The sequence below is a fragment of the Burkholderia sp. PvR073 genome, assembly GCF_054055695.1.
In genome coordinates this window covers 85,012-103,434 of the sequence record NZ_JBSRXO010000006.1, presented here as the reverse complement: position 1 = coordinate 103,434, position 18,423 = coordinate 85,012, and the positions used below count along the sequence as shown (strand labels likewise).

13 protein-coding genes are annotated in these 18,423 nt (G+C 69.4%); 7 read left to right on the top strand and 6 right to left on the bottom strand.

Going from position 1 to position 18,423, the window contains the following annotated elements; genetic code table 11:
• Positions 1 to 40: 40 nt before the first annotated feature.
• Positions 41 to 1,255, bottom strand: coding sequence for an MFS transporter (locus tag ACVK00_RS19410; RefSeq protein WP_011656096.1), 1,215 nt, complete (start codon positions 1,253 to 1,255; stop codon positions 41 to 43).
• A gap of 349 nt (positions 1,256 to 1,604) precedes the next feature.
• Between ACVK00_RS19410 and xdhA the strand changes: the two genes are divergently transcribed.
• The 4 genes from xdhA (at position 1,605) to ACVK00_RS19390 (ending at position 6,813) form a co-directional block, all read left to right on the top strand.
• Positions 1,605 to 3,188: a xanthine dehydrogenase small subunit gene (gene xdhA, locus ACVK00_RS19405; RefSeq protein WP_284900850.1), complete on the top strand. Its 1,584-nt coding sequence runs from the start codon at positions 1,605 to 1,607 to the stop codon at positions 3,186 to 3,188.
• Between the two features lie 18 nt (positions 3,189 to 3,206).
• Positions 3,207 to 5,570, top strand: coding sequence for a xanthine dehydrogenase molybdopterin binding subunit (gene xdhB / locus ACVK00_RS19400; protein ID WP_284900851.1), 2,364 nt, complete (start codon positions 3,207 to 3,209; stop codon positions 5,568 to 5,570).
• An 84-nt stretch (positions 5,571 to 5,654) separates the two neighbouring features.
• Complete coding sequence (gene xdhC, locus ACVK00_RS19395) at positions 5,655 to 6,317, top strand: xanthine dehydrogenase accessory protein XdhC (RefSeq protein WP_229050531.1); 663 nt, start codon at positions 5,655 to 5,657, stop codon at positions 6,315 to 6,317.
• A gap of 94 nt (positions 6,318 to 6,411) precedes the next feature.
• Complete coding sequence (locus ACVK00_RS19390; RefSeq protein WP_284900852.1) at positions 6,412 to 6,813, top strand: nuclear transport factor 2 family protein; 402 nt, start codon at positions 6,412 to 6,414, stop codon at positions 6,811 to 6,813.
• Positions 6,814 to 6,855: 42 nt separating this feature from the next.
• Here the strand turns inward: ACVK00_RS19390 and ACVK00_RS19385 are convergent, their stop codons facing one another.
• From ACVK00_RS19385 to ACVK00_RS19375, 3 genes are all read right to left on the bottom strand, one after another.
• Positions 6,856 to 7,803 (bottom strand): LysR family transcriptional regulator, encoded by a 948-nt coding sequence (locus ACVK00_RS19385; RefSeq protein ID WP_166725710.1) that lies wholly within the window; start codon positions 7,801 to 7,803, stop codon positions 6,856 to 6,858.
• A gap of 68 nt (positions 7,804 to 7,871) precedes the next feature.
• On the bottom strand, positions 7,872 to 8,510 hold the full coding sequence (locus tag ACVK00_RS19380; protein ID WP_228906968.1) for a 2-hydroxychromene-2-carboxylate isomerase: 639 nt from the start codon (positions 8,508 to 8,510) through the stop codon (positions 7,872 to 7,874).
• Between the two features lie 91 nt (positions 8,511 to 8,601).
• Entirely contained in the window at positions 8,602 to 10,056 is a 1,455-nt protein-coding gene (locus ACVK00_RS19375) for a TAXI family TRAP transporter solute-binding subunit (protein ID WP_284900854.1), read from the bottom strand.
• Between the two features lie 464 nt (positions 10,057 to 10,520).
• Between ACVK00_RS19375 and ACVK00_RS19370 the strand changes: the two genes are divergently transcribed.
• From ACVK00_RS19370 to ACVK00_RS19360, 3 genes are all read left to right on the top strand, one after another.
• The gene (locus ACVK00_RS19370) at positions 10,521 to 10,886 is read left to right on the top strand and encodes a BON domain-containing protein (RefSeq protein WP_175656162.1); all 366 of its coding nucleotides are present in this window, start codon (positions 10,521 to 10,523) and stop codon (positions 10,884 to 10,886) included.
• 249 nt (positions 10,887 to 11,135) lie between these two features.
• A complete protein-coding gene (locus tag ACVK00_RS19365) occupies positions 11,136 to 13,223 on the top strand; it encodes a D-(-)-3-hydroxybutyrate oligomer hydrolase (RefSeq protein ID WP_284900855.1) in 2,088 nt (695 codons plus the stop codon).
• Between the two features lie 610 nt (positions 13,224 to 13,833).
• Positions 13,834 to 15,666, top strand: a complete 1,833-nt coding sequence (locus tag ACVK00_RS19360) for a S10 family peptidase (protein ID WP_284900856.1) — start codon at positions 13,834 to 13,836, stop codon at positions 15,664 to 15,666.
• A gap of 145 nt (positions 15,667 to 15,811) precedes the next feature.
• Here the strand turns inward: ACVK00_RS19360 and ACVK00_RS19355 are convergent, their stop codons facing one another.
• Together ACVK00_RS19355 and ACVK00_RS19350 are read right to left on the bottom strand one after the other, a co-directional pair.
• Positions 15,812 to 16,600, bottom strand: a complete 789-nt coding sequence (locus ACVK00_RS19355; RefSeq protein ID WP_228906972.1) for a sulfite exporter TauE/SafE family protein — start codon at positions 16,598 to 16,600, stop codon at positions 15,812 to 15,814.
• Between the two features lie 301 nt (positions 16,601 to 16,901).
• A complete protein-coding gene (locus ACVK00_RS19350) occupies positions 16,902 to 18,341 on the bottom strand; it encodes a DHA2 family efflux MFS transporter permease subunit (RefSeq protein WP_284900857.1) in 1,440 nt (479 codons plus the stop codon).
• Between the last annotated feature and the right edge of the window lie 82 nt (positions 18,342 to 18,423).

Genomic DNA, 18,423 nt, shown 5'->3' with positions numbered 1-18,423 from the left:
GTTGCTGCGCTGGCCGGCATGGCCGGTGCCGCGACACGGCTCACGCCGCCGCGCCGCTCCCCGCGACCCGCGCCTGCCGCTGGTACAGCACCATCGACAGCGCGACACCCGCGGCGGCGGCCACGGCCGCGAACAGGAACACCTGCGGATAGCCGAACGCGCCCGCGATATAGCCGGCGAGCGGGCCGGTAATGCCGAGCGACAGGTCGAGGAACACCGAGTACGCGGACAGCGCCGCGCCGCGGCTCGCGGGCGGCACGAGCGCGACGGCCTCGACGCCGAGCGCCGGGAAGATCAGTGCGAAGCCGAAGCCGGTCAGCGCGGCGCCGGCGAGTGCGACGTGCGGCACGGGCGCGAGCCACAGCAGCAGGAGGCCCGAGCATTCGAACGCGAACGACACGATCGCGACGCGGAAGCCGCCGTAGGTCTTGATCGTGTTCGCGAACAGCAGGCGCGCGCCGATGAACAGCGTGCCGAACACGGTCAGCGACAGCGCGGCGTTCGGCCAGTGGCGCGCCGCGTAGTACAGCGTGACGAAGGTCGCGATCGAGCCGAAACCGGCCGAGCCGAGCGCGAGGCCCAGGCCGTGCGGCAGCACGCGGGTGAACACGCTCGCATACGACATCCGCTCGCCATGCACGAGCGGCACGGCATCGATCAGGCGTGCGAGGTAGAAGCCGATCGCGGCGAGCGCGATCACGATCACGCCGATCAGCGCCGGGTTCAGCGTATGCGCGATCGCCACGCCGACCGGTGCGCCGAGCGCGAGCGCGCCGTAGGTCGCGATGCCATTCCACGAGATCACCTTCGCGTTGTGCGCGACCCCGACCCGGCCGATGCCCCACAGGATCGCTCCCGTGCCGCACAGGCTTTCGCCGACACCCAGCACGAGCCGGCTCGCGACCAGCAGCACGAGGCTCGCGACCGGCCAGTGGGCCAGCAGCAGCGCGACGAGCAGCAGCACGCCCGACACGCCGCAGCCGATCAGCCCGCGCAGCACCGTCTGCTTCGGCCCGAGCGTATCGGCGAAGCGCCCCGCGAGCGGGCGCGAGGCGAGCGTCGCGAAATACTGGACGCTGATCGCACCGCCCGCGACGATCGCGGAAAAGCCGAGATCGTCGTGGACGAAGCCCGGCAGCACGGCGAGCGGCAGGCCGATGGTCAGGTAGCAGATGAACGTGAAGCTGACGACGGACACGATTTGCAGCGTGACCGCGAACCCGCTGCGCGGCGGTGTGGCGGAATCGGTTGACATGGGGTCGGAACGAATGAGCGAAGCGGAGCGGAAGTTGGCGTAAAACGGAATCGGGATTTTCCCATGGAACCGGTTTTCCCGCAGGTACCGCTTAGTTCAGCGCGCGCCGTTTCCTCGCTGACGGAGCGCCGACGAATCGGCGCGGGCCGACCCGAAACGCAAGCGGGGCAACGCGCGAGCGCGGCCGCCGGGCGGCTGCCGCGCTCATATCGCGGCAGTTATATGGGCCGCATGCGTGATGGGCTATGGGTTGGGAAAATTGATGGTGATAGCGTGCAAACTGTCAGAGAAACGTCGGTCGAGCGCTCCGCGCAGGCCGCCTTGCCCCCACTTGAAGAACGACAGAGACATGAGTGAGCCGATCCGCTTCTACCATCGTCACGCGGTCCGCGAAGTCAGCGACGCGGACGTCACCCGCACCGTGCTGCAGTACCTGCGCGAGGATGCGCACTGCACCGGCACCAAGGAAGGCTGCGCGGAAGGCGACTGCGGCGCGTGCACGGTCGTCGTCGGCGAGCTGACCGACGGGGGCACGGTCGCGTTCAAGGCGGTGAACGCCTGCATCCAGTTCCTGCCGACGCTCGACGGCCGCGCGCTGCTGACGGTTGAAGATCTGCGCCAGCCGGACGGTTCGCTGCACCCGGTGCAGCAGGCGATGGTCGATTGCCACGGGTCGCAATGCGGGTTCTGCACGCCCGGCTTCGTGATGTCGATGTGGGCGCTGTACGAGAAGCACGGCCACGAAGGTTGCGGCAGCGCGTGCGCGAAGGCGAAGGACGTGCCGACGCGCACCGAGATCGCCGATGCGTTGACGGGCAACCTGTGCCGCTGCACCGGCTATCGCCCGATCGTCGACGCGGCCGTCCAGATGTTCGATGCGGCCGGCGAAGGCGCGACCGGTGAACGTGCGTCGCAGCCGGTGGCGCCGGTCGACACGGCCGCGCTCGCCCGCACGCTCGCGTCGCTCAAGCGTGACGACACGTTCGATTACACGACGAGCGACGGCGCGCGCTTCGCGGCGCCGCGCACGCTCGACGCGCTGGCCGCGCTGAAGATCGAGCGGCCCGACGCGCGCATTCTTGCCGGCAGCACCGACATCGGCCTGTGGGTCACCAAACAGATGCGCCGGCTCGACGACCTGATCTACGTCGGCCAGATCGCCGAACTGCAGACCATCGCGCACGGCGACGACTGGATCGAGATCGGCGCGGGCGTGACGCTCGAGAACGCGTATGCGGCACTCGCCGGCACGTATCCGGAGCTGACCGAGATGTGGAAGCGCTTCGCGTCGCTGCCGATCCGCAACGCCGGGACGATGGGCGGCAACGTCGCGAACGGCTCGCCGATCGGCGACTCGATGCCGGGCCTGATCGCGCTCGGTGCGCGCGTCGTGCTGCGCGGCGGCGACACGGTGCGCGAGCTGCCGCTCGAGGCGCTCTACACCGGCTATCAGCAAAAGGACATGGCGCCGCACGAATTCGTCGTCGGCCTGAAGGTGCCGACCCGCACCGGCGCACGCGCGAAGCTGCAGTTCCGCACCTACAAGGTGTCGAAGCGGTTCGACTCCGACATCTCGGCCGTCTGCGCGGCGTTCGCGTTCATCGCGGACGGCGACACGATCCGCGAGCCGCGCATCGCGTTCGGCGGGATGGCCGCGACGCCGAAGCGCGCGACGCATACGGAAGCCGTGCTCGACGGCGCGCAGTGGCACGAAGCCACCGCGCAGGCCGCGATGCAGGCGCTCGAGCGCGACTACCAGCCGCTCTCCGACATGCGCGCGACGAGTACGTATCGCCTCGATACCGCGAAGAACTTGATGTATCGATTCTGGCTGGAGACGCGCCCGTACGACCCGCTGCCGCCGCAAGCCGTGAATGTGCGCGAAGTGGCCGCCGAAGCCGGCGCCGACGCCGACGCCGACGCGCGCGTCTGAAGACGGAGAACACCGAACATGAACCAGCAAGCAGAACCGTTCCTGAACACCCTCGACCAGCAAGCCGACGCCGCCCAGGTGCACGTGTCGCGCCCGCACGAATCCGCCCACCTGCACGTGAGCGGGCGCGCGACCTACACCGACGACATTCCGATCGTCGCGGGCACGCTGCACGCGGCGCTCGGGTTGTCGGCCAAGCCGCACGCGAAGATCGTGTCGATGAACTTCGACGCGGTGCGCGCGACGCCGGGCGTGGTCGCCGTGTTCACGGCCGACGACATCCCGGGCGTCAACGACTGCGGCCCGATCATCCACGACGACCCGGTGCTCGCGAAAGGCATCGTGCAGTTCGTCGGCCAGCCGATGTTCATCGTCGTCGCGACGTCGCATGACATCGCGCGGCTCGCCGCGCGCCGCGCGCAGGTCGACTACGAGGAACTGCCCGCGATCCTGACCGCGCAGGAAGCGCGCCAGGCCGAAACCTACGTGATCCCGCCGCTGAAGCTCGCGCGCGGCGACGCGGCCGCGCGCCTGGCCGCCGCGCCGCATCGCGAGTCGGGCGAGATGCTGCTCGGCGGCCAGGAGCAGTTCTATCTGGAAGGGCAGATTGCCTACGCGGTGCCGAAGGACGACGACGGGATGCACGTGTACTGCTCGACGCAGCACCCGAGCGAAATGCAGCACCTCGTCGCGCACGTGCTCGGCGTCGCGTCGCACAACGTCCTGGTCGAATGTCGCCGGATGGGCGGCGGCTTCGGCGGCAAGGAATCGCAGTCGGGCCTGTTCGCATGCTGCGCGGCGCTCGCCGCATGGAAGCTGCTGTGCCCGGTGAAGCTGCGTCCGGACCGCGACGACGACATGATGATCACCGGCAAGCGGCACGACTTCCATTACCGCTTCGACGTCGGCTACGACGACGACGGCCGCCTCGACGGCGTCGCGCTCGAGATGACGTCGCGCTGCGGCTTCTCGGCCGACCTGTCGGGCCCGGTGATGACGCGCGCGGTGTGCCACTTCGACAACGCGTACTGGCTCGGCGACGTCGACATCGCCGGCTATTGCGGCAAGACCAACACGCAGTCGAACACCGCGTTCCGCGGCTTCGGCGGCCCGCAGGGCGCGTTCGCGATCGAGTACATCCTCGATGACATCGCGCGCGGGCTCGGCCGCGATCCGCTCGACGTGCGCTACGCGAACCTGTACGGCAAGACCGAACGCAACGTGACGCCTTACGGGCAGACGGTCGAGGACAACGTGCTGCAGGAGCTGCTCGGCGAACTCGAGACGACGAGCGACTACCGCGCGCGGCGCGCGGGCGTGCGCGAATTCAACGCCCGCAACACGGTGCTGAAGAAGGGCATCGCGCTCACGCCGGTGAAGTTCGGCATCGCGTTCAACGTCACGCACTTCAACCAGGCCGGCGCGCTGGTGCACATCTATACCGACGGCTCGGTGCTCGTGAACCACGGCGGCACGGAGATGGGGCAGGGGCTCAACACGAAGGTCGCGCAGGTCGTCGCGCACGAGCTCGGCATCCGCTTCGGCCGGATCCGCGTGACGGCGACCGACACGAGCAAGGTCGCGAACACGTCCGCGACGGCCGCGTCGACGGGCTCCGACCTGAACGGCAAGGCCGCGCAGGATGCGGCGCGCCAGCTGCGCGAGCGGCTCGCGGTGTTCGCGGCGAAGCAGTTCGGCGACGGCAAGGTCGATGCGGCCGACGTGAAGTTCGGCAACGACTTCGTGTGGGTCGGCGGCGCGAGCGTGCCGTTCGGCGAGGTGATCGCGAAGGCCTATCTGGCGCGCGTGCAGCTGTGGTCCGACGGCTTCTATGCGACGCCGAAGCTGCACTGGGATCAGTCGAAGCTGCAGGGCCGGCCGTTCTACTACTACTCGTACGGCGCGGCCGTGTCGGAAGTCGTGATCGATACGCTGACGGGCGAGATGCGCACGCTGCGCGTCGATGCGCTGCACGACGTCGGCGCGTCGCTGAACCCGGCGCTCGACATCGGCCAGGTCGAAGGCGCGTTCATCCAGGGGATGGGCTGGCTCACGACCGAGGAGCTGTGGTGGAACGCGGGCGGCAAGCTGATGACGCACGCGCCGTCCACGTACAAGATTCCGACGGTCAACGACACGCCGCCCGAGTTCAACGTGCGGCTGTTCCAGAACCGCAACGTGGAGGACAGCATCCATCGTTCGAAGGCCGTCGGCGAGCCGCCGCTGCTGCTGCCGTTCTCGGTGTTCTTCGCGGTGCGCGACGCGATTGCCGCGGTCGGCGACTACCAGGTGAATCCGCCGCTCGACGCGCCGGCCACCGGCGAGTCGATCCTGCGTGCGGTGAACGCGGTGCGTGCGGCAAGCGCCGCGCGGGCAGGTTGAGATGGAACGACGCCCATGCCCACTTCGTTCGCTGCTTCCCGAGGGGGCGGTCAGCCTCCTTGGGGCGGCCCGGCGGAGGCTGACATGAACGTACCCCCACGCTCGCCGCATACCGCGTCGCATGCCCCCGTCGCCGGGTGCGACGGCGCGTGCGGCGGCTCACCCGCGCAGACCTTCGCGCAAGGCACCGGCCGGCGCAACCGCGCGAGCGCCGCGCCGCCGCCGATGCACATCGTGCTGTTCGGCGCGGGGCACGTCGGTCACGCGCTCGTCACGCTGCTCGGTGCGTTGCCGTGCGTCGTGCAATGGGTCGACACGCGCGACGAGCTGTTCCCGGACGAATGTCCGCCGAACGTGCAGCCGGAGCCGACCGACACGCCGGAGGCCGTCGTCGACGCGGCGCCGCCCGGCGCGTACTTTCTCGTGATGACGCACAACCACGCGCTCGACTTCTCGCTCGCCGCGCAGATCATGCGGCGGCGCGACTTCGCGTACTTCGGGATGATCGGCTCGCGCACCAAGCGCGTGAAGTTCGAGCGCCGGCTCGCCGCGCGCGGCGTCGATCCGGCGCGGCTCACGGAGATGGTGTGTCCGATCGGCGTCGCGGGCATCGTCGACAAGGCGCCCGGCGCGATCGCGGTGGCCGTCTGCGCGGAACTGCTGCAAGCGCGCTCGGGCACGCCGGTGGCCGATGTGAAGGCAGCCGCGGCCGGCCGCGTGCGCGACGACGCGAGCTGCGCGCGGTAACGACGAGGGCCGGCACGCCCGACGCGTCCGCGCGTTTTTGCCTACACTGCACGGATCGCGCGGCATCGGGCCGCGCGCCTTTCGTGCAGGTTCCATGTCCGATCATCAGGTCTATCTCGACGCGCTCGATGCGAGCCTCGTCGCCATCGAGCGCTGGCTGTCCGGCGCCGATACCGCGCCCGCGGCGCTCGATGCGCTGCTCGCGCCTTTCTCCGACGATTTCACGATGATCATGACCGATGGTCGCGTGTTCGACCATGACGGCATGCGCGCGCTGTTCGCGAAGCTGAGCGGCGCGAAGCCGGGGCTGCGCATCGCGCTGTCGGACATCCGCGTGCTCGCGGCCGACGCGTCGCATGCGGTGCTCACCTATCTCGAAGCGCAGCAGGCGGCGTCGGGCGAACTGCCCGCGCGTCGCGCGACTGCCGTGTTCGAACGCGACGCGGCAGGCGGCGTGCGCTGGACCCATCTGCAGGAAACCTTTTGCACGGCCTGAGCGGCCGCGCCGCATGAGCGCGCGCGGGCCGTCCCGCGCGGGTCAGCGCTTGCGGCCGCGCGCGGCCGTCAGCCCGTCGGACACGCTCTGCATCAGCGCGCACAGCCACGCGATGTCGGTCGGCCGATCGGGCTGCGGGTGCGTGAGCAGGTAGCTCTTGATGCGCGGGAACGGCACGGGCGGCGCGACGACGACGAGCGGCAGCAACTGCGCATAGTGCGTCGCGAAGCGGCGCGTCGTCGTGAAGATCAGGTCCGACTGCAGCAACACCTGCGGCACGATCCCGAAGTACGGCAGCGTCGTCACGATCCGCCGCGTGAGGCGCGCGCGCGCGAGGCCGATCTCGATCGCGTTGCGCTTGTCGCCGGTGTACGGCGTCGGCGCGACGTGCGCGGCCGACGCGTACGCTTCGCGCGTGAGCGGCTCGCGTGCGAGCGGATGCGCGTCGCGCATCAGGCACACGATCGTGTCGGAGAACAGGTCCTGGCGCGCGAAGTGCGGGTCGGGCTTCGGCCAGTTGCCGATCACGAGGTCGAGCACGCCCGATTCGAGCGCCTCCGCGTGGTCGAGCGCGGGATTCAGCGAGTCGATTTCCAGATGCGCGTGCGGCGCCGCGTCGCGAAAGCGCTCGATCAGCGTGGGCATGAAGAAATCGTTCAGGTAGTCGGGCGCGGCGACGCGAAACGTGCGCCGCGCGGACGACGGGTCGAAGTCGCCGTGCGGCGTCGCGATGAAGTCGACCTCGCGCAGCGCGCGCGACGCCGCACCGAGCAGCGACGCGCCATATTCGGTCGGCACCATCCCCGACTTGCCGCGCACGAGAATCGGGTCGTTCAGCGTCTCGCGCAGCTTGCGCAGCGCGGTGCTGATCGCGGGCTGGGTCTGGTTCAGCCGCAGCGCGGCCTGCGTGACGCTGCGCTCGAGCAGCAGCGTGCGCAATACGCGCACGAGCCAGATATCGAGCGAGGCGGTACGGTCGTCGTCTTCCATCGGGGCGGGCTGATTCGGGGAAGCGTAACCTTACCGCAGCCGCGCGTCGCCGTGCGTGATACCGGCCATCACGCGCGGCCCTTCGGCAGCGTGCTGATCCGCTTGACCTCGCGCGACTCGAGCCAGTTCGGCGTGCGCGCGCAGTACAGCACCATCGGCAGCGCGTCCTCGCCCCAGAACAGCTGCTGATTCATCCAGAAAGTCGGGACGCCGAACACGCCGAGCGCGATCGCGTCGTCGGTGTTGCGGCGCAACTGCGCGCTCGTTTCCTCGAATTCGATCAGTTCGTCGCCGTGGCTCACGCCGACGCGTTCGCACAGCGCGGCGAAGCCGTCCGGCGTCGACGGATCGTTGCCGTCGTGCCAGATGAAGCGGAACATTTCCAGCACGGTCGCGATATCGGCGCGCAGCGCGAGCGCGAGGCGCAGCACCTTGTCGGAATCGAACGGATGGGCGGGCGGCATCTTGAAGCGGATGCCGAGCTGTTCGGCGCGAAACAGCGCGTGGCGGTACGTGAACACGCGCTTGGTCGGTACCTCGGCGCTCGGGCGTTGTCCCCAGTGGCGCTGCAGGTCGAGCAGCGACACGGCGACGGGTTCGAACGGCACGTCCGGCCATTTGTCGAGCTGTTCGAGCAGCAGGTAGGAGAACGGCGACACGAAGTCGTAGAACCAGGCGGGTTGGGCAGTATCGAGGCCGGTTGTCATGGCGATCTCCAGAGGGTGGGGCGTGCGCGCCTGGCGGCGGCCTTCATGTTGCGCGGTGGCGCGGATGCAGCAATGATCGCGGATCGGCCGCTCACGCGGAACCGGGAGTCGCCCGAGGGGGCGCGCCGGCCGGCGGCGACGCCTCCCCGGTTCGCGCCGGCGCGGCGGGGCCGGCGCCGGGCGTGCCCGACGTACCCGATGCGGCGTCGTGCTCGTGCGCGGTGAGGCGCTCCCGCACGAAGCCGATGTGCTCGCGCAGCACGTAGAACTGCCCCGCGTACGCGAGCGGCATCTTCATCCGGTTCACGGCTTCCTCGATGTCGTCGAGCTCGTCGAGCAGCTGGACGCGCTCCTCGGCCGTGTGCTCGCCGAGCGCGCGGCGCTCGAGCGCGATCAGCGCGCCGTACCAGCGGTAGATGCGCGAACGCACGCGCCAGCCGTACAGCGACGGCACCAGCCGCAGCCCGGGAATCAGCACGACGATCAGCGGCACCAGCACGACGAGCAGCCGGTCGACCAGACTCGCGACCCAGAACGGCAGCCGCCGGTACAGGAAGGTCTTGCCCGACTTGTAGTAGCGCGCCGCGTCGTCGGACAGCGGGAAGCCGCGCGTGACGGCGGACGGGAATTCGCCCGCGTGCTGCAGGATCGTCGCGTGGCCGTGCACCTCGCGCGCGGCCTCGATCAGCAGGTCGGACAGCGCGGGGTGCAGCGTGTCGCGCGCGACCAGCTCGATCGTCGGCGCGACCGTGTGGATGTCGGCGGGCGGCAGGTTGCGGCCGAGATCGTAGACGCCCATCGGCAGCGTGATCGCGGTCAGGTACGGAAAGCGCCGCGCGTACGCCTCGGCCTGCGTGAACGAGTACACGTGCACGCCCGGCGCGCGGAACAGCTTCGCCATCACCGGGATCTGGGTCGAGTCGCCGGACAGGAACGCGGCGTCGATCTTGCCGTCGAGCAGCGCGGTCGCGGCGTCCTCGCCGGCGGTCGGCAGCAGCTCGGTCGAGCCGCCCGGCACGATGCCGTTCATCTTGAGCAGCGCCAGGCTCAATTCGCGGGCGCCGCTGCCCTCCGCACCGAGCGCGAGGCGCTTGCCCTTGAAGTCGGACAGGCGGGCGACGACCGGGCCGCGGTACATGATCGCGAGCGGCACGTAGCCGATGCTGCCGAGCGAGACCAGGTGCTCGTCGCGCTCCTTCGGGCCGATGCCGCTCTGCACGAAGCCGACGTTGACCGGCGCGTTCGGGTTCGACAGCCGCGCGAGGTTCTGCGCCGATCCTTCGGACGACTCGACGTCGAGCGTGACGCCGTTCTTCGCGAGGATCGCCTTGTATTTCTGCGCGGCGTTCCAGTAGGTGCTGCCGGGCGGGCCGGACGAAATCACGAGCGTGGACGGCGGCGCCGGCTGGATCAGCTTGACCGCGAGCCAGATCGCCGCGGCAGCGAGCAGCACGGTGGGGCCGATCGACAGCGCGAGGTCGCGCCACGACACCGCGACGAAGCGGGCGAGGATGCGGCGGGGCGGGCGAGGGCGGGCTGGCTTCATGGCGGCGGCGGATGACACGGGCGTGACGCATCGATGACGGCGGGCTCGGACGCTGCACGCGATGCACGTTCTGGCGGCGATGGTACCCGGTTTCCCCCGACGTGCGCGAATCGGCCGCCGTGTCGCGCAGGCTTGCCCGGCCGGCCGCGACGGCCGGTGACGGGCGGCGGCACCCGCCCGCGCGTCAAAAGCTTTGCGCTTCGGCGGGCGCTGGATTACATTGTGCGACGCAGCCGCGCCCGATTCGCGCGCGACCCGGCACGCAAAGAGACCGGGCGCGTCCGGCCGGCGGCTGCCCGGCCCGGCCGGCCCGCATACGCGCGCGCCGGCTGCCGGCCCGTGTCGCCTCTCTCGCATCGCCGTGGAAATCATCGGCCGTCCCGCCCGTTCGCGCGCGGGCCGGCTGCCATTGGGGGTATCCGGCCGTACTGTGCACGGCCGTTCCGGAGTTACAAGGAGATAGCATGAAGTCGATCGTGTTGAGAGCGTTGGGTGTTGCAGCCGTGGCGGCCTGTCTGACGGGCAGCGTGTACGCGCAGTCCAGCGATACGGCGGCCACCGAAGCGCCGGCCGCGGCAGCGAGCTCGCCGAAGGCGGCGGCCAAGACCGCGAAGAAGGCGAACCGCAAGCTCGGCTACGCGGTGCGCAAGGCAATCACGAAGGCAGGCGGCATCGACGTGGCGAACATCGTCGTGCGCTCGAAGGGCGGCGCGATCACGCTGGAGGGCACGGTGCCCGACCAGGCCCAGATCGACAAGGCGGAAGAGGCAGCGAAGGGCGTGAGTGGCGTGACGTCGGTCTCGAACAAGCTGACGGTTCAGCAGCAATAACGCCGGGCGGGCGGCGCGCCAGCGCCGCCCGCGCCCGCTTTCAGGCGGGCCCCGGCATGCCGGGGCCCGTTTGCGCCGCAGCCTGCCCCAGTCTTTCGCTGCGCGCCAGCCCTCCGGGGGAGCATCTCCCAAGGGGACTGCCTTCGGGGCGGAAAACCAGGGGCGGCCCGGTGTTTTCCCGACAGGCCGCAAGCCGCGCACGACGCAGCGGCGGACCGATAGCGATATCGATAATGAGAGGGGGCGGCAATGACGACGCACGGGTGGGGCACTCGGATTCTTCTCGGCGCGGCGCTGGCCGCGCTTACATTGCTCAGCGCCTGCAACGACGCCGATTCGGGCGAGCGCAACCGGTTGCCCGGTTTCGTGTCCGGCAGCGTGCGCACGACCGCCTACGACGGCACGAGCGACGACCTGCTGACGGCCGGCCTCGGCAAGACGGGCCTCGCCTCCACGGCGCCCGCGTTCGCGAATCCGTCCCGGCCGACGAGCGCCGAGCTGCGCCGGCTCGCGATCTGGTCGAATTACCGCGCGCTCGTCGACATGAGCGCGAACGGCGGCTACGGCCGCTTCTGGGGGCCGAACGTCGACGTCGACGGCAACGCCACGCTCGGCGAAGGCAAGATCCCCGGCACCGAATATCTCGCGTACTCCGACGACGGCAGCGGCCGCAAGAACGTGACGCTGCTCGTGCAGGTGCCCGCCAGCTTCGATCCCGCGCAGCCGTGCATTGTCACCGCGACGTCGTCGGGTTCGCGCGGCGTGTACGGCGCGATTTCGGCGGCCGGCGAGTGGGGCCTCAAGCGCGGCTGCGCGGTTGCGTACAACGACAAGGGTGGCGGCAACGGCGCGCACGAGCTCGGCTCCGACACGATCACGCTGATCGACGGCACGCTCGCCAACGCGGTGCTCGCCGGCAATGCCAGCCTCTTTACCGCGAACGTGACGAGCGGCGACCTGGCCGCGTTCAACAACCGCTTCCCGAACCGCTACGCGTTCAAGCATGCGCATTCGCAGCAGAATCCCGAGCAGGACTGGGGGCACGCGACGCTGCAGGCGGTCGAATTCGCGTACTGGGCGCTCAACGAGCAGTTCGGGCCGGTGCTCGACAGCTCGCATCACGGCGTGCGCTACCACCCGGGCGACATCACGACGATCGCCGCGTCCGTCAGCAACGGCGGCGGTGCGGCGCTCGCGGCGGCCGAGCAGGACACGCGCCGCTGGATCACCGCGGTCGTGGTCGGCGAGCCGCAGGTCAACGTGCGGATGGCGCCGAACGCGGTCGTGCGCGAGGGCGGCCAGCCGGCGCCGTCGTTCGGCCGGCCGCTCGCCGACTACGCGACGCTCGCGAACCTGCTGCAGCCGTGCGCGGCCGCGTCGGCGTCGCTCGCCGGCGAGCCGTACCTGAGCGGGCTGCCGGCCGCCACCACGCAGTCGATCCGCACGCAGCGCTGCGCGACGCTCGCCGCGGCGGGGCTCGTGTCGGGCGCCGATACGCAGAGCCAGGCCGCCGACGCGCTCGCGCAGCTGCATGCGGCCGGCTATCTCGCCGATTCCGACCTGCTGCAGGCGTCGATGTGGGATTCGCAGGCGATTCCGGCGATCGCGGTCACCTATGCGAACGCGTACACGCGCTCGCGCGTGACCGACAATCTGTGCAATTTCAGCTTCGCGACCACCAGCGCGCCGACCGGCACGGTCGCGTCGCCCGCCGCGTCGCCGATGCCGGCCGTGTTCGGCGTCGGCAACGGCGTGCCGCCGACGGGCGGCATCGACCTCGTGTTCAACACGGGCGCGGGCATCGATCACCGGCTCGCGACCCCCGACGCGAGCTTCGCGGGCGCGCTGTGCCTGCGCCAGCTGTGGACCAACGGGATGCTCGACATGCCGGCGAACGTCGACGCCGTGCGCGTGAACGCGAACCTGCAGGGCAAGCCGGCGATCATCGTGCAGGGCCGCAGCGACGCGCTCGTGCCGGTGAACCATGCGTCGCGCGCGTACGTCGCGCAGAACAGCATCAGCGAAGGCGGCCGCAGCCAGCTCGTGTTCTACGAGGTGACGAACGGGCAGCACTTCGACGCGTTCCTGCCCGTCGCGGGCTTCGATACGCGCTTTGTGCCGGTCCACTACTACAACCTGCAGGCGCTGAACCTGATGTGGCGCCATCTGAAGAACGGCGCCGCGCTGCCGCCGTCGCAGGTGATCCGCACGGTGCCGCGCGGCGGCACGCCGGGCGCCGCCCCCGCGCTGACGAGCGCGAACCTGCCGCCGATCGCGACGTCGCCCGGCGCGAACGCGATCACGGCCGGCGCCGGCGCGATCGACGTGCCGCTCTGACGGCATCCGCTGCACCGCGTTGATGAAGCCGGACTGTCGTCCGGCTTTTTCTTTTTCGAGTCTGGAATCGGTCCCGCGCTGTCCTTTATCGGGATGGTGAGTGCCGTAACAAATTGTTACTTTACGGCGGAAAACCCGGAATCTATTATGCGCCGGTATTTTCACTTAATTTAATAAATTCCATATAGGCGATATTCCTTTCCATCTAGTTAATCGATCCTTTCGATTTTATTAAATCGGCTCGAGTTGAGATTGGTCGCCGTTTTGCGATTAATCGGTATCTCGCCGGCGGGGATCGTTCGTCTGTTCGAAGCGAAGCGCCTTGCAGGGCGGGCTTTGCGGGGGATGCTTTTGCTGCCGATTTCACGCGCATGCGGATGACGGGCCTGAATTCGCATTGCCGCGCATTATTGAATTGCCGTTTGCAATGGAATTGATTCCATTGTGCGGTTGCGGAATACGGGTGGGGTAAATCGTGCCGATCGGTATTCGCCGATCCGGTAAAAAACTCGGAGGTGCATCGCAAAACGAATGCACTCCCGGTGCGGAGCGTCGGCGCAAATGATCCTTTGCGGCCGGCGGTATTTATCGTTCTGTTCGAGAGGCAATAATGACGACACTGAAGTCCTTGAAAGACGGTTTCGCGCTATTTGGAACGACACTGAGCATGCCGCTCGCCGCAGCCGCGGCCGCGGCGCTGCTCGTCACGGGGTGCGGCGGCGACGACGGGTCCGGCCCGACCGCCGCCACCGCGGCGGCCGCGACGACGTCGAACGGCAGCGCGTCGGCCAGCACCGACGCAACGGCCGCCGTGGCCGACCAGCCGTACGTCGACAACGACGTGTACGGCACCGGACCGAACGACGCGGTCACGGATTCGACCGAAGGGGCCGCGGTCGTGCACCGTCAGGTCACGATCGGCGGCAAGACCGTCAAGTACACGGCCACCACGGGCCACCTGACCACGATCGACCCGGTCACGTCGGCGCCGAACGCGAAAATGTTCTACGTCGCGTACACGCAGGACAACCCGGACCCGTCGAAGCCGCGCCCGGTCACGTTCTTCTACAACGGCGGCCCCGGCTCGTCGTCGGTCTACCTGCTGCTCGGCTCGTACGGGCCGAAGCGCCTGCAGTCGTCGTTTCCGAACTTCACGCCGCCGGCCCCGTACAAGCTGCTCGACAACCCGGACAGCCTGCTCGACCGCACCGACCTCGTGTTCATCAACCCGGTCGGCACCGGCTACTCGGCGGCGATCGCCCCGGCGAAGAACAAGGACTTCTGGGGCACCGACCAGGACGCGCACTCGATCGACCGCTTCATCCAGCGCTACCTGACCAAGTACTCGCGCTGGAATTCGCCGAAGTTCCTGTACGGCGAGTCGTACGGCACGGCGCGCAGCGCGGTCGTGTCGTGGGTGCTGCATGAGGACGGCATCGACCTGAACGGGATCACGCTGCAGTCGTCGATCCTCGACTATGCGAATGCGCTGTCCGCGCCGGGCACGTTCCCGACACTCGCGGCCGACGCGTTCTACTGGAAGAAGACGACGCTCAATCCGACGCCGACCGATCTCGACGCGTACATGGTGCAGGCCCGCAACTACGCGGACAACACGCTCGCGCCGCTTGCACAGAAGCCGAACCCGCAGGACGGCGGCTTCGTGAACGTGCGGCTGAACCTGAACCTGCAGACCGCGCAGCAGATGGGTTCGTATATCGGCACGGATCCGACGTCGCTGATCCAGACCTTCGGCAACCCGGCCGCGCTCGGCAACGTGCCGTCGTCGAACGACAACCCGCCGTACACGTTCTTCCTGACGCTCGTGCCGGGCACGCAGATCGGCCAGTACGACGGTCGCGCGAATTTCACGGGCAAGGGCATCGCGCCGTACATCCTGCCGAACTCGGGCAGCAACGATCCGTCGATCACGAACGTCGGTGGCGCGTACACGGTGCTTTGGAACAGCTACATCAACACCGACCTCAAGTACACGTCGACGTCGTCGTTCGTGGACCTGAACGACCAGGTCTTCAACAACTGGGACTTCAGCCACACCGACCCGACCGGCGCGAACAAGGGCGGCGGCAATACGCTGTACACGGCCGGCGACCTGGCGGCAACGATGAGCGTGAACCCGGACCTGAAGGTGCTGTCGGCGAACGGCTACTTCGATGCGGTCACGCCGTTCCACCAGACCGAGCTGACACTCGCGCAGATGCCGCTCGATCCGACGCTCAAGGCGCAGAACCTGACGATCAAGAACTACCCGTCGGGCCACATGATCTACCTGAACGACGCGTCACGGACCGCGCTGAAGGGCGACCTCGGCAACTTCTACGACGGCATCCTCGCGAACCGTACCGCGCTGCAGCGCGTGCTGAAGCTGCAGGCGCGTACGCAGCAGCTCAAGCAGCAGCAATTGAAGCAGCAGGGGCAGTAAGCGTTGCGTTGCGGCCCGCGCGGCCCCGGATGGACGACAGCCCGATCGGCGCAGGCCGGTCGGGCTGTTTTTTGTGGAGACGGTGCCGGCGCGCGAGGCGCCGCAAGCAGGGCGTTCCTCTGCGCGGGAACCGCCGGCCGCGTCGTTACGCGAGCACGAGCCGTATGCCGACCGCGACGAGCGTCGCGGCGAGCAGGTTGCGCAGCAGCCGCTCGGGCGCGCGCGCGGACAGCACGCTGCCGAGCACGATGCCGGGTAGCGAGCCGAGCAGCAGCGACAGCAGCATCGACCAGTCGACCGAGCCGAGCAGCCAGTGGCCCATGCCTGCGACGAGCGTGAGCGGCACCGCGTGCGCGATGTCGGACCCGACGATGCGGGTGGTCGCGAGCGCCGGGTACAGCAGCAGCAGCACGGTGACGCCGATCGCGCCGGCGCCGACCGACGTCATCGACACGAGCACGCCCAGCACGGCGCCCGTCAGCACGGTCGACCACAGCGTGCGCGCGGGGCTCGGCGCGAGCGGGTTGCGTGCGGCGAGCGCGGTGAGTTGCGGGCGGAAGATCAGCGCGAGCGACGTGAGCAGCAGCGCGATGCCGAGTACCAGCTGGATCATCCGCGCGGTGCCGGGCGAATTCACGCCGTGCGTGTGCAGTACCCACAGCGTGACGGCCGCGGCCGGGACGCTGCCGGCCGCGAGCCGGCCGGTGATGCGCCAGTCGATCGACCCCTTCAGTCCGTGGACGAGCGTGCCGGTCGCCTTGGTCGCGGCCGCGTACAGCAGGTCGGTGCCGACCGCCGTCGCGGGGTGGACGCCGAACAGCAGCACGAGGATCGGCGTCATCAGCGAACCGCCGCCAACACCCGTCAGGCCGACGAGAATGCCGACGAACAGGCCGGACAGGGAGTACAGCAGATCGATATGGGGGAGCGACATCGGAAGCAGGCGGTTATGCGACGTTCGGCGGCGGCGCGCGGCTGCGGCGCGCGCGTCAAAGTCCGCCATTGTCGCAAAAGTGGCGCGTTGGTGTACGACTACGTTAAAAATCGGCCGGGAAGGCCCGCCGGGCGGGCCGTTCGCGGCGGGTGAAACGTGCGTTTGAACGGGCGCCGGGCCCGACAGGGCGGCGCGCCGGGGGCGGTGGGCGGGGTGGCCGATGCCCGGCTATCGGGCGGGACGGGCCTGATGGGGGAGGCAAGGCGGGGCGGCGCGCGCCCCGGCTCGGGCCGGACGGCCGTCAGTGCAGCGCGGGGCCGACGCCCGAAACGGCGTCCTGGCGGCGGATGCGCAGCGCGAGGCCCAGCAGCCCCGCCGCGGCCGCGAACGCCGCGCCGACCGTGAACGCGGCGTGGTAGCCGCCGTTCAGGGCGTCGAGCGGCGTCGCATGGGCGGCAGTGAGCGCGTCGGTGCGCGCGGCCGCGAGGCTCGCGAGCACGGCGAGGCCGAGCGCGCCACCCATCATGAATGCGGTGTTGACGATGCCCGACGCGAGCCCTGAATCGGCCGGGTCGACGTCGCTCATCGCGGCGAGCAGCACCGGATTGAACGCGACGCCCGCGCCGATGCCGAGCAGCGTCATGCCGGGCAGCACGTGCCAGACGAAGCTGCCGTCCGCCGGCGCGCGCGAGAACAGCGCGAGGCCGCACGCGGCGATCAGCAGGCCGGCCGCGATCGGGCCGCGGATCCCGAAGCGCATCACGATCCGCGCCGACAGCCCGAGCGAGAACGCGGCCATGATCAGGTTGGCCGGCAGGAACGCGAGCCCGACCTGCAGCGGTCCGTAGCCGAGCACACGCTGCATGTAGAGCGCGGACAGGAAGAACCACGCGAACATCGCGGCGGCCCACAGCACGCCGATCACGTTCGCGAGCGCGACGTTGCGCGCGGCGAACAGCGAGAGCGGCATCAGCGGATGCGCGACGCGCGCCTCGATCGCGATGAACAGCGCGAGCAGCACGACGGCTGCGGCGATCAGCACGACGGTCCGGGTCGACAGCCAGCCGGCCTCGTTGCCGCCGACGATCCCGTACACCGCGAGCATTAGCGACACGGTCACGGTGATCGCGCCCGCGACGTCGAGCCGCGCGGTGCCGGCCGGCGCGCGCATGCGCGGCAGCAGCGCGACGCACATCGCATAGACCGCGATGCCGATCGGCAGGTTGACGAGGAAGATCCAGTGCCACGAAAGCGTGCTGGTCAGCAGCCCGCCGAGCAGCACGCCGATGCTGCCGCCACCCGCGCAGACGAAGCCGTAGACGCCCATCGCGCGGGCCCGTTCGCCCGCTTCCGTGAAGAGATTCATGATCAGCGACAGCGACACGGCCGACACGATCGCGCCGCCGAAGCCCTGCACCGCGCGCGCGGCGATCAGCATCGTCTGCGATTGCGCGAGGCCGCAGGCGAGCGACGCGAGCGTGAACACGACGAGGCCGGCGAGGAACATGCGCCGCTGGCCGTACAGGTCGCCGAGCCGGCCGCCGAGCAGCAGGCAGCCGCCGAACGTCAGCAGGTACGCGTTCACGACCCACACGAGGGCCGTCTCGGTGAAGTGGAGGTCGGTGCTGATCGATGGCAGCGCAACGTTCACGATCGTGCTGTCGAGCACGATCATCAGCACGCCGAGGCAGAGGACGATCAGCGCGTACCAGCGCTTCTCGCCATGGATCCCGTGGGTCATGGGCCGGCAGCCTTCTGATAGATATTTGAAAGGCTGCATTGTAGACATCATTCGCACGCGCTTCCTGCCGGTTTGTGGCAGG